Origin of the sequence: Chromobacterium sphagni, from assembly GCF_001855555.1 — a bacterium.
Lineage (GTDB): Bacteria > Pseudomonadota > Gammaproteobacteria > Burkholderiales > Chromobacteriaceae > Chromobacterium > Chromobacterium sphagni.
The window spans coordinates 1-12,540 of sequence record NZ_MKCT01000009.1; the positions used below are offsets into that span (position 1 = coordinate 1).

A 12,540-nucleotide genomic window follows, 5' to 3' on the forward strand; every position below is an offset into this window, starting at 1 on the left:
TGGGCCGACTTCACCGCATCGCCGCGCGCCTGCGACAGCTTTTCCTCGCCGGCCTGCACCAGGCCGCGGTACAGCTGATCGAACTGCTGCGACACCACGGCGGAGGCGTCGAAACCGGTGCCCTGGTCAGCCGACAGCGTGGCGCCCCAGACGCGGGAGCGCGCCTCTTCGCCAGCCTCGTTGAAGAACTGGGCAAAACCACCCAGCAGATCAAGCTTGGTGAACACCAGGTAGATGGGCACCATCAGGCCAAAGGTGTTGCACACCTCGTGGATGCGCTCGCGCACCTGGCGGGCGTACAGGACGAAGCCCTCGCTATTGTGCTGCGCCAGCTCCGGCAGGCTGATCGCCACCATGATGCCGTTGACCGGCGCCTTGGAACGGTATTGCTTGAGCAGCTTGAGGAAGGCCAGCCATTCGCCGCGGTCTTCGCTCTCGGTGGCATAGCGGCCTGCGGTGTCCAGCAGCACGCCCTCGGTGGAGAAGAACCAGTCGCAGTTGCGGGTGCCGCCCACGCCCTGGATGCCGCTCTTGTCGCTGAAGGGGAAGCTCAGGCCGGATTGCAGAATGGCGGAACTTTTGCCCGCCGCCGGATGCCCGATGATCATGTACCAAGGCAACTCGTACAGCGCCGCGCTGCCGCGCGCGGTGCCGATATTGGATTTCTTCAGGGTGTCGATCGCGCCCAGCATGCGCTGGCGCAGCAGGGTGACCTCGGCGCGCTTGTCAGCGCTGGCGTTGATCACCGCCTCGTCCGCCTGGCGCCGCAGCATCCCCTCCAGCAAGCCGCCGGCGCGGCGCGCCAGCACCTGGCCGATCAGCAAGGCCAGCACCCATACGATCATCACCACGACGATCCATCCCAAGCGCGCTTCCAGCGACTTGAGCCCCAGCCAGGGCCCTAGCCACCAGATCAGGGCGATCAGGATCAAGAACCCGATGGCGGACGCCACCTTGGCATTGCGTAGCCAACCTTTGTTAAACACCGAATTCACCTTCCCTTAAAAGCCAAAAGACAATTATTTGTTCTTGTGCGCCAGCAAGGCTCGCAAGGAGCCTGCGCGTTCGACGTGGCCGTAGTCGCGGAAGCTCCACACCCCGCCCCATCCCAAGCCGGCGGCCTTCGACTCCTCGCCCAGCGCGGTATAGGCCTGCATTGCCCACGGATCCCGTTCCGAGATCACCACCTTGCCGTTGCGGACCGGCGCCAGATCTGCGGCCAGTCCATATTGGTGCTTGCTCTCCCCACCCTTGGCCTGGGTAACCTTGACGCTGCCGCCGGCCAGCCGGTTCTGCCGTTCGGCGCTGCGGAATCCCTCCAGCAGCACCATCGGGAAGCCGCGCGCCTTCATTTTCTCCATCACCCGCAACACGTCCTGCACGAAAGCGGGGTCCATCTTGCTCCAGTCGCGGTCGGCCTTGTCCAAAGCCAGAGACGGCTTTTCCGCCACCGCGTCTATGAAAGCCTCGGGCGGCAACGGTGGAGGCGGAACCAGCTTTTCCTCAAGCAGCGCCTGCCTGATCTGATTGCCATGAGCATATTCATTCGGGATGAACTTCGAATCCTGATGGTAGCCGCCAAAGTGCAGCGTAATTGCCACAACTCCTCCCACCAGTGACAAGGACAGCAGCGGGACCATCCACAGCAACCAGCGGTTTTGCAACCATCCGCGCGCGGCGGATGCCGCGCCGGGCAAACGCGACGGAGCCGCATCGGACCGGATGTCCTCCACCGGAACGAAGGTCGGATTCGACGGGATCGCAATCGGTGCCTGCTCGACTTGGAGCCTTGCTCCGCCAAGGAAATATCGCCAACCAAGCCAAAACAAAAGCAATACGATGCAAGCCACCACCAGTGGCACGATTAACGTCATTGGAATTTTTGATACAAACGATTGATGAACCAGCAAATTACGCGATATGCTTGATTTGATTTGTAAAGAAGTCAAGTGCCGGCGTCTAATTTGACAAGGCGCTCACAAGCAGAGACAAGCAAAATCTTTAGAATTAACCGTTGGATGTCGTCTTATTTCAGGTGTCGATTATATGGATTTAACTAAGCACTGGCAAAAAACTTGCTTGATGATCGCAGCGCTGGCGCTGCCCTTGCTCAGCGGCTGCGCGGGTCCGAAGAATATCACGCTGAGCAGTGAGGCCAGCGCTGCGCTGAATCGCGACAAACATGGCAAATCATTGTCCGTCGTAGTACAGGTTTACCAGCTGAAGTCGGATCAAGGATTCAAATTACTCACACCTGACCTTTTGGCCAGTGGCAAACCAATTTCAGATGTGATCGGCGCTTCGGTATTATCCAGCAAGGAGTTGATATTTGTTCCGGGCGGTAAGCAGGAACTGGATATGACGGTTCTGGAAGATGCCAATTATGTTGGCGTGATCGGCTATTTCCGTCAGCCGAATCCCCATTTCTGGCGTCTGCTTTACGACGCCGGCAGAGTCCGCAGCAAGGATCTTAAATTCAAAGTCGACGACTGCTATTTAAAGGCGATCAAACCTGAAGCCATTCCATTGCCGGACCAACCCAATACCGGCGCAGTCGATTGTTCCGCCGCGCGCAACTAGAATAGCGGGCATCATTTCAAAACCAAGCCAAGGTTCAAGCAGCAATGCTTCATGCACAAAGAATATTATGGGGCGAAGGCATGTTTCTTCGCCCGCAGCATTTTCAGCAACAGGCGCTATTCCAGGAGCAGACTCAATCCAGCCTGTTGCAGCTGACGCATCGCCATGTCTGGGGCATTCAAAAGCTGACACTGGACGAGGCCGCGCTCAGAGGCGGCATCGTCCGCGTCGACGAGTTGACCGCGCTGTTCCGCGACGGCGCGCTGTACCAGGCGCCCAGCCACGCGCCGCTGCCGTTGAGCCGCGACCTGACCGCCATGCCGCAGCTCGGCATCAAGACCACGCTGTACGCCTGCCTGGCGCAACTGCAGCCCTATGGCGGCAATAGCCGCAGCGGCGAGGCCAGCGCCCGCCCCACCCGCTTCCACAGCGATCACAGCGAAGTGTCCGACCTGTACACCCAGGCGCTGGCAGCCGACCTCTCCACCCTGCAGCTGGACATCAAGCTGATGCTGGAAGAGGAAAACCGCGATGGCTACGATGCCATCCCGCTGTGCCGGCTGGAAAAAGACGCCACCGGCCAATGGGGCGTCGGCAAGGACTTCCTGCCGCCGCTGCTGGCGATCGAAGGCTCCAGCGAGATGATGCAGATGTTGCGCCGGTTGCTGGACATCCTGCTGGTGAAGAGCCAGGCGCTGTCCGGCGCCCACCGCGAACGCGCCAAGAGCGTGATGGAGTTCGGCTCGGCCGACATCAGCTCGTTCTGGCTGCTGCACACCGTCAACCGCAATTTCGCCCGCCTGCGCCACCTGTCGCAATGCCAGCCGCTGCACCCGGAAGAGCTGTACATGGCGCTGGCCGAGTTCTGCGGCGAGCTGCAAACCTTCGCCACCCTGTATACCTTGTCGGACATCCCGGCCTACCGCCACGAGCAGCTGCACCAGGTGTTCCCGCAGCTGGACCTGCAGATCCGCGAACTGCTGGAAACCGTGGTGTCGGCCCGCTACAAGGTGATCCCGCTGCATTCGCCGCGGCCGTCCTTCCATATCGGCCGGCTGGAGAGCGACCGGCTGCTGGACAACGTCGACTTCTACCTATCGGTGCAAAGCGACCAGCCGGCCAGCCATATCCTCGACAACGTGCCGCTCAAGCTCAAGATCGGCGCGCCGGACGACGTCGAGCGCATTCTCAACTCGGCGATGCGCGGCGTCGGCCTGGTCCATTCGGCGCAAACGCCGTCGGCCATTCCGGTGCGGGTGGGTAACCACTATTTCGCGCTGGAGCCGGGCAGCGAGATCTACAGCCGCATGCTGCAATCGCGCAGCGTCTGCATCTACGTGCCGCAAACCCTGGCCAATATTTCCATCGAACTGATCGCGGTCTTCCGCTAATACCGACATGAACCAAGCAAGCACCCAAACCGCGGAACGCGCCATGGCCGTCGCCGCCCCCGCCGCGCCCAGCCTGCGCGAGATGCTGGAGGACGGCATCTACCTGCTGTTCCTGCTGAAGGAAGGCAACGCCCCCAGCAGCGCGGTGGAGTTCAACCGCCGCGTCGACCACTTCCTCAGCCAGTTCGAACGCAACGCCCGCAACTTCGGCAAGGATGGCAACGCCATCTCCCACGCCAAATACGCTTTCTGCGCGCTGATGGACGAAATCATCCTGTCGTCCGACTTCGCGCTGCGCGACGAATGGGAACGGATGCCCTTGCAGTTGCGCCTGTTCGGCGAGCACCTGGCCGGCGAAGGCTTCTTCAATCGCCTCGAACAATTGCGCAATGCGCCCGCGGAAAACATCGAGGCGCTGGAAGTGTTCTACACCTGCCTGCTGCTGGGCTTCCAGGGCAAATACCTGCTGGAAGGCGAAGAGAAGCTGGGCTATCTGATCCACAAGCTGAGCCAGGAAATCCAGCAGATCCGGGGCGGCAAGGCCGAGTTCGCGCCCAACTGGCAGCTGCCGCAGCGCTTCCAGGCCTTTGTCCGCCATGAGTTGCCGCTGTGGCTGTACTTCGCGCTGCTGGCCATCGTCGGCGCCGGCATCTTCGTCGCCTTCCGCTGGATGCTGGCCCGCCAGGCTGCCTCCGTATTCGGGCTATGAGCGGCAACCGCCACGCGCAAATCCTGCCTTCGGTGCTGGACAGGCTGCTGGACGACGCGCCCGACCTGAGCCACACCGAAGCCATCAGCCTGTTTGAACTGTCGCAGTTCAAGCAGGCGTTGGCGCGCGATCTGGAAGCCTTGCTCAACACCCGGCTGATGCCGCAGGACGAACTGTTCGAATCCTTCCCGCTCTCGCGCGACAGCCTGCTCAGCTACGGCATTCCCGACTTGTCCGGCATCAGCCTGCTCAACCCCGACGACCGCGAAGTGCTGCGCGAGCAACTGCGCCGCTCGATAGAACTGCACGAACCCAGGTTGTCGCGGGTACGCGTCAATCTGGATGCCCCCCGCGAGATGGAACGCCATCTGCGCTTCCGCGTCGACGCCGTGCTCAAGGTGCACCCGCACCGCCCGCCGGTGACCTTTGACGCCACGCTGCAGCTGTCCTCCAACGTATACAAAGTACACGGCTGACTAACAGCCTCTTATCGGTTCGATCATGGACATATCCAGCCTGCTAGCCAGCTTCGCCTCCGCCTTCAGCCAGGACCACCGCCTGCTCACCCTCGGCCTGGGCGACGGCCACATCGCGGCCGAGCAGTTGCTGCCGCAAAGCCTGGACGGCGAGGAAGGGGTGTCCAAACCGTACCGCTTCACCCTGACCTGCCTGTCGCCCGATGGCGCCATCGAACTCAAGACCCTGCTCGGCCAGCCGGCCCGCATCGGCATCGCCGACGCCCAGGGCGTGGAGACGGTGCGCTGCGGCGTGGTCTCGCAAGCGCGGCTGCTAGGCTCGGACGGCGGTTTCGCCAAGTATGGCCTCACGGTGGAGCCGCCGTTCGCGCTGCTGCGCCACCGCCGCACTTCGCGGGTGTTCCAGGACCTGACGGTGCCGGACATCGTCCAGCAGATCCTGCGGGAACACCAGGCCGCCAACCCCGCCTTCGCCCGGGGGCAGGCGCTGCAGATCCAGGCGGGCCCGGCGTCGCCGCGCAGCTACTGCCTGCAATACCGCGAGAGCGACTACGACTTCATCGTCCGCCTGCTGCACGAGGAAGGCTACGCCTGGCGCTTCGAGCATATCGACGGCGACAGTCCCCAGGTCAAGCTGGTGGTGTTCGACGACGCCTACAGCCTGCCGCCCGCCCCGCTCGAACGCGTGCGCTTCCACCGCAGTGACGCCACCGAAGAGGAGGACGGCCTCACCGGCTGGAACAGCAGCCGCCAGATTGTGCCCGGCCAGGTGGCGCTGGCCAGCTTCGACTACCAGCCGGTGTCCACCCGGCACACCGGCGACAGCAGCCAGATCGACCAGGGCCAGGGCGGCGGCGCGCTGCAATCCAGCCTGCAGGACTACGACGCCCAGGGCCTGTATTACGCCGGCGACGCCGACCAGCTGTCCCGCTACGCCCAGCTGCGCCAGCAGGCGCACGATCTGCAGGCCAAACAATTCGAAGGCACAGGCTCGGTCCGCGGCCTGACCGCCGGCCAGTGGTTCCGCCTCGACGACCACCCGGCGCACCAGGCCGACAGTGCCGAACAGCGCGAATTCGTGGTCACCGGCCAGACCTTGCGCGCCCAGAACAACCTGCCGGCCGACCTCACCCGCCAGTTGAACCAGTCCGCGCCCGGGCTGCTGGCCCTGGGGCTGGAGAGCGACGCCGCCGTGACCGCCGGCGCCCAGGCCGCGCCGTTCGCCACCACGCTCCAGGCCCAGCGCCGAGGCATTCCGCTGACCCCGGCCTACGCCCACACCGCGCAGGCCAAGCCGACCAGCCTGGGCGTGCAGACCGCCACCGTGGTCGGTCCGCCGGGCGAAGACGTCCACACCGACCAACAGGGCCGCATCAAGGTGCAGTTCCACTGGCAGCGGCCGGACGAACACCCGACCATCGGCGCCGGACTCGACGACAAGTCGTCATGCTGGCTGCGCGTCGCCATGCCCAGCGCCGGCGCCGGCTGGGGCCACCAGTTCATCCCGCGCATTGGTCAGGAAGTGCTGGTCGACTTCATCGAAGGCGACATCGACCGGCCGGTGATCACCGGCGTGCTGTACAACGGCAGCCACCCGACGCCCGACTTCAGCGGCGCCGGCTCGCTCCCCGCCAACAAGACGCTGTCCGGCATCAAGAGCAAAGAACACCAGGGCGGCGGCTACAACGAGCTGCTGTTCGACGATACCCCCGGCGAAGTGCGCGCCAAACTCAGTTCCGAATCCGGCAAGACCCAACTGAACCAGGGCTTCCTGACCCAGCCGCGCAGCAACGGCAAGGCGACGCCGCGCGGCGAAGGCTTCGAGCTCAGAACCGACCAGCACGGCGCCATCCGCGCCGCGCACGGCCTGCTGCTGTCCACCGAAGCGCAGAACGGCGCTGGGGGCAAACAGCTGGCGCGCGAGCACGCCCAGAGCCAGCTCGACGCCGCCCTCTCCCTCAGCCAGGCGCTGGCCGAAACCGCCACTGGCCAGCTGGCGGATACGATGGAAACCGGCCCCGACGAAATCGGCCCGGACAACGCCAAAACCGGCAAAAAGCCGGACGGCCACCTGCAACACCACGTCGACGCGCTGAAGGCCTGGGAAGCCGGCAGCAATACCGACAAAGACGGCAAAACGGCGAAAGAGCAAGCCGGCCGACAGCCGCTGCTGGTGCTGTCCGGCCCGGCCGGCATCGCCTCCCTGACCGAGCAAAGCCAGACGCTATTCGCCGGCAGCAACCTGAACCTCGTCGCCCAGCGCGATGCCAACCACACGACGGGGCGACGCTGGCTGCACAACGTCGGCCAGCACATCAGCCTGTTCGTGGCCGGGGTGAAAGACAAGGTGGCGCTGAAGCTGATCGCGGCCAAGGGCAAGGTGCAGATCCAGGCGCAGAGCGACGCGATGGAGATCACGGCGGATCAGGATGTCGCCATCACCTCCTGCAAGGACAAGATAATTGTCAATGCTGGCGACGAAATCCTGCTGACCGCAGGTGGAGCCTATATCCGAATCAAGGGCGGCAATATCGAAGTCCATGCGCCGGGCCAGGTGACGGTGAAAGGCGCCAGCCACACGCTGGACGGACCTGCCCGCATGGACTGGGCACAACCGCAGTACAAAAAGATCGTCTGCACCGAGCAGATCGATGCCCAATTGCTTACCCAAGCGCACCCAGAACTCAGCGGCAAGAAATACGTTTACTACTCCGCCGACACTGGCAAAAAACTCGCGAGCGGCGCCCTGGACGGCAGCGGCCAAACCGAGCGCATCCACCTGCCAGGCATCAACAACATCAAGGCCCTGATCGGGTCGGGCGAATGGGAAATCCTTTAATGAATCAACGATATGCTCTTGTCCTGATTGGCGCGCTCGCGCTGCCCGCCTTTCGCGCCGGCGCGGCCAACCAGCCGGAAGACACCACCGCGGCGCTGGGCTGGAATACGCTGCAAATCCACTCCAGCCAGACGCTGGCCGGAGCGGCACCCAACCAGTATTCAGCGAAGAATCTTTTCGATCCGGATCCGGCCAAAGCCTGGGTGTTCCATGCCGAAGAACGATATCCTCGCTCCTCTGAAATCAAAAATCCCGCAGTCTTGACGCTGACGCTGGCTCAGCCGAGCTCGCTGTTCGCCATCGCCCTGACTCCCGGATACCTCAAGTCGGCCGCCACCCAGTTCCAGAACGCCTCGCCCAAGAGCGTGTTGGTCAGCCTGTACCGCCCGCATGAAGACAAGCCATTTGAAACGCGCCGCTTCTCGCTGGCCTACCACGCGCGGGAATACTCGTTTCCTCAGTTGCAAAAAGAACTGAAAACCGTGGCTTTCAACGATCCGTCTGAGGATAGAATCACCGGCAAGTCGGACAATGCCCTGAACACCTCCGAGCGCCTGCTGCTGCTCAACGCCAGCGGAGCCAAAGTCGCCAAGATCACTCTGGAGATCCCCTCCATCGAAGCCGGCGCCAAATATACCGACACCGCCATCAGCAAACTCAGGCTGCTGGATCGACAGGCCAGTCGGAATTCGCCTGAATATGGCTTATCGCAGTACATCGCTCACAATCTGGATGCCGCCGCACATAGTCTGAGCGAGAACCAATACTGTCTCTCCTACACCGACAAGAACGCCTGGCCCCGGCTGCAGAACCATCCATGCGCTGGCCCCGCGCCGAAACTGCAGCAAGGCCAGGCCGACCAGGGCATAGACGACATCATTTTCACCCGCAAGGACCCAGCCACGCAGGAATATCAGGTGCCGCTCACCACGGCCTTGCGCGACGCCCACTCCACCCGCCAGAACGGCATGAAACGCATGCGCCTGGCAGCCGCCGACGTGGCGAACAACGAACTGATCCTGAGCAAGAACTCGCGTGGCGAACTGCGGGCGCTATCCGGTCTGACGCTGACCCAGGCATTTCTGGCAAACCGCACCGATGGCCTCGGCAAGGCCTATCTGCAACCGCAGGACAGTGCCTATTTCTTTTTCGCCTACTCTCGGTTGCAGTTCACCCCGGCCAATAGCGGCTACCAGTTGAGCGTGTACGGGCCTACCGGCAGCCAGGAGGCACAATGGGCGATCCGCTAGAAAAATACCAGGATTTCGACTTCGGCAAATATACCGAAGAGCAGAAGTACGACATCCTGCAGCGTGTGTTCGAGCACCATGCCGCCGCCAACGGCAAAAACAACGTCGCCGGCTTCTCCTTTGAAACCGACAGCGGCAGGATCAACCTGATAGGCGCGCGGGGGTTCGCCAAAGGCAAGGTAGTCAAGGATAGCAACAAGGTATTCGACGACACGCTGTTCGTCGTCTATAAAAACGCGTCCGGCCAGAAGAAGGTGGCCGAATTCGACTTCAACACCGAGCCTTACAGCAAAAGCAACGGGCAACTGGCAGGCCGGGTGCTGATCAACGGCCTGTACCAGTACCGGCTGGGCAATCACAAGATGTCGTCCTATCACTCGCATGCCAGCCTGGAGGAAATGGAGCAGACGCATCGCTTTGCCCAACGCCACAACTATCGGGCGCTGCGCATCGTCAAAGGACTTGCCTTCCACGCCCAGAACACTGGCAGCGCCAAAGCGCCCGAGTACGACTTCAATCCGGACAAGCCGGATGCGCCCACCGCGACCAACGAGCACAACATCCATTACGGCGGAGAAGGCCCCAACAACCGCACCAGCAACTGGAGCGAAGGCTGCCAGACGGTAAAAGGCCTGGACAACTATATCCGGCTGTTGAAAATCCTCGAGCAGGACTACAGCCTGGCAGGCACCATCAACAACGAGCTTATCGCCAAGCCGTCGACCGATGGCAAGCGGCCCGTGGTCTATGCCTTGGTCGACGGCCACCAGATCGCCGATGAAACCAAGATCCAAGTCAAATTTCTGGATCGCATCCTGCAGCCTATGATCAATGTCTGGTATGAAATCCGCCATGGCGACCAGACTATCAGCGGCAAGACCGATCACGACGGCGACACCGGCGCGCTGTACGGCCACGATCCCAAAGACAAGATCAATGTCAAGCTGCAGGGCCCAGTGGGCGACAGCAAGCAACTGCCTCCGGTGCAGGCCAAGGAAAGCGCATTCCACAAATATATGTGCGTCATCAGTCCCAAAGTGCTGTGCGACGGCCTGGCGCGCCCGGACGCGGAGCAGAGCCAACCCGAAATAACGAACACCCAAGCCAAAAGCCACAAGCATCACAACAAACAACGCAAGCCGGTTTCCAAGATAGAGGTGCCCAAGAATCGCAACCCGCTGGAAACGCCGATACCGGATGATGAATTCGAGGACTGCAACGCGCTGACGCTGGAACAGATCACCAGCATCCTCAAGAACAACAATCCAGTGCTGGTGGATACCTACAAGGCTGATGAGCTGCTTTACAAGGCGGCTCAAAACTACAAGCTGAACCCCAAGGTGCTGCTGGCGACGATGAAGCAGGAACAGGGCTGGGCCAAGAACGGCCGCTACAACAAGCTGATGGGCGTCGGCCCCGGCGGCGATCCAACATCCATGGGCGTAGAGCAGTCGATCAACAAGTCGGCCCAGACCTATCGCAAACAGTTCGACGACGGCAAGAAAAAGCTCTCTTCGTTCAAAATCAACTTCGACCCCAATTCCCACGAAGTCGCAGCGGTGGGCAGCGGCGGGGCCTCAGTCAGCGAGGACGAGGTCGTGGCGATGAAGGAAGGCTATCGGTACACGCCGCGCACCGCCTCTGAATACGCCAAACTGCACTACACGCCGTGGACCTATTTTCCGCCTCAGCGCAGCCGTCCTTACGATACCTGGGTGAAAACTTTCCGGAGCTTCTGAGATGAGAATCAAATTCCTGATCGGCATAGGCGCGTTGCTGCTGACGCAGCACGCGCTGGCCGCCTGCGACAAGGATGACTGGCAGGCGCTGGTTCGCCAGGCAGGCGCGCAGGCTGTCGCCGACTATATCCACAGCAAGCACTGCGACCTCGAGCAGTCGCTTGACGACGTTTCCAAGACCCCGCTGGTCTACGCCATCGATGCGAAGAACCGCGCAGCTGTAGAGGCACTGCTGCAAGCCGGCGCCAACGCCAACGTCGACGGCTACGATGGCAACACCCCGCTGTTCTACGCGGTGTCCAGCAAGGATCTGGGCATAGTCCAAGATCTGGTAGCCAAGGGCGCCGACGTCAACGCCGCCACCCGCACCAGCGAAATCACCGTGCTGATGGCTGCGGTGCTGGACTCCACGCCCGCCATAGCCGCCTATCTGGTGGCCCAAGGCGCCTCGCTGACCGATACCGACAAATATGGCCATCAGGCCATCGACTATGTCGGCAAGCTGCCGGCCAAGCGCCAGGCCGCGATGCGCGCCGCGCTGAAGAAACCATGACCGGCAGGCCTGCCTAGCCGGCTTGCCGGCGGCCAAACAAAAACGGGGAGCAGCGCAAGCTGCTCCCCGTTTGGCATGGAACGGTATCGATCTAGCGGTAGCTGCCGGCGTCCGCGGTCATCACCACCCTGCCGCCCGGCTTGGGCGTCTGCCCGTCCAACGCCATCATCACGGAAAGAGACGTGATGGTGATGATGGAGAAGAAGAACACCTGCCGCGCCCAGGCGCGATCGTCGGTTTCCCGCCTGTAGCCCGACAGCGCCATCTTCAGCCACCACAGGCTGGTGGCGCAAGCCACCGCCAGGTAGCCGTAGCCGGCATAGCCGCCCAGCACCAGCATCACGGTCGCCACCGCGAAGGCCAGGATGTACAGCACGATCTGCTGCTTGGCCTTGGAGATGCCCTTGACCACCGGCAGCACCGGGATACCGGCCGCTTCATAGTCCTTGAAGCGGAAGATGGCGATGGCGTAGGAGTGCGGCATCTGCCACAGGCTGAACATCACCAGCAGGATCAAGGCGCCCATGTCGAAGCGGCCGGTGACGGCGCAGTAGCCGGCCACCGGCGGCACCGCGCCGGACAGGCTGCCCACCAGGGTGCCATACACCGAGTTGCGCTTCATGTACAGGCTATACACGCCCACATAGATGATGAAGCCGAACATCACACAGGCGAAGGCCAGCGGATTGGTCCAGCGCCACAGCGTGTAGAAGCCGGCCAGGCCGAGCACCAGGCCGTGCGTCAGCGCGGCCTTGGTGCTCATCGCGCCGGTGACCAGCACCCGTTTCTGGGTGCGGGCCATCTTGGCGTCGATGTCCTGGTCTATGCAGTTGTTGATGGCGCAGCCGGAGGCCACCACCAGCGACAAGCCGGCCACCGTGGCCAGCAGCAGCAGCCAGTCAACCGGACCCTGCGCCGCCAGCAGGAAACCGCCGGCGGCCGAGATCAGATTGCCGAAGATGATGCCCGGCTTGGTGACCTGAAAATAACGCTTGAGCTTCAA

General features: G+C 62.4%; 11 protein-coding genes. 8 read left to right on the forward strand and 3 right to left on the reverse strand.

Features of this window, described 5'->3' with window-relative positions; all coding sequences use genetic code 11:
- Together BI344_RS06760 and BI344_RS06765 are read right to left on the reverse strand one after the other, a co-directional pair.
- Positions 1-986: type VI secretion protein IcmF/TssM N-terminal domain-containing protein (locus BI344_RS06760; protein WP_277620429.1), on the reverse strand; the 986-nt coding region annotated here is incomplete at its 3' end.
- A gap of 33 nt (positions 987-1,019) precedes the next feature.
- The gene (locus BI344_RS06765) at positions 1,020-1,949 is read right to left on the reverse strand and encodes a M15 family metallopeptidase (protein WP_241499268.1); all 930 of its coding nucleotides are present in this window, start codon (positions 1,947-1,949) and stop codon (positions 1,020-1,022) included.
- A 133-nt stretch (positions 1,950-2,082) separates the two neighbouring features.
- Between BI344_RS06765 and tssJ the strand changes: the two genes are divergently transcribed.
- The 8 genes from tssJ to BI344_RS06805 are packed head-to-tail and all read left to right on the forward strand — an operon-like array spanning position 2,083 to position 11,537.
- On the forward strand, positions 2,083-2,580 hold the full coding sequence (tssJ, locus tag BI344_RS06770) for a type VI secretion system lipoprotein TssJ (RefSeq protein ID WP_071112225.1): 498 nt from the start codon (positions 2,083-2,085) through the stop codon (positions 2,578-2,580).
- Between the two features lie 44 nt (positions 2,581-2,624).
- Entirely contained in the window at positions 2,625-3,971 is a 1,347-nt protein-coding gene (gene tssK / locus BI344_RS06775) for a type VI secretion system baseplate subunit TssK (protein ID WP_071112226.1), read from the forward strand.
- 7 nt (positions 3,972-3,978) lie between these two features.
- Entirely contained in the window at positions 3,979-4,680 is a 702-nt protein-coding gene (gene icmH, locus BI344_RS06780) for a type IVB secretion system protein IcmH/DotU (RefSeq protein ID WP_071112227.1), read from the forward strand.
- Positions 4,677-5,156 (forward strand): type VI secretion system baseplate subunit TssE, encoded by a 480-nt coding sequence (tssE, locus tag BI344_RS06785; protein WP_095210792.1) that lies wholly within the window; start codon positions 4,677-4,679, stop codon positions 5,154-5,156. The genes icmH and tssE overlap by 4 nt, the downstream gene beginning before the upstream one ends.
- Before the next feature lie 25 nt (positions 5,157-5,181).
- Positions 5,182-7,995, forward strand: a complete 2,814-nt coding sequence (locus BI344_RS06790) for a type VI secretion system Vgr family protein (RefSeq protein ID WP_083370108.1) — start codon at positions 5,182-5,184, stop codon at positions 7,993-7,995.
- The gene (locus BI344_RS06795; protein WP_071112228.1) at positions 7,995-9,245 is read left to right on the forward strand and encodes a hypothetical protein; all 1,251 of its coding nucleotides are present in this window, start codon (positions 7,995-7,997) and stop codon (positions 9,243-9,245) included. Before BI344_RS06790 ends, BI344_RS06795 begins: the two co-directional genes overlap by 1 nt.
- Complete coding sequence (locus tag BI344_RS06800; RefSeq protein ID WP_071112229.1) at positions 9,230-10,984, forward strand: hypothetical protein; 1,755 nt, start codon at positions 9,230-9,232, stop codon at positions 10,982-10,984. The genes BI344_RS06795 and BI344_RS06800 overlap by 16 nt, the downstream gene beginning before the upstream one ends.
- Before the next feature lies 1 nt (position 10,985).
- Positions 10,986-11,537 carry an ankyrin repeat domain-containing protein gene (locus tag BI344_RS06805; RefSeq protein WP_071112230.1) on the forward strand — a complete coding sequence of 184 codons (552 nt, stop codon included), beginning with the start codon at positions 10,986-10,988 and terminating at the stop codon, positions 11,535-11,537.
- 91 nt (positions 11,538-11,628) lie between these two features.
- Here the strand turns inward: BI344_RS06805 and cyoE are convergent, their stop codons facing one another.
- A complete protein-coding gene (cyoE, locus tag BI344_RS06810; protein WP_071112231.1) occupies positions 11,629-12,540 on the reverse strand; it encodes a heme o synthase in 912 nt (303 codons plus the stop codon).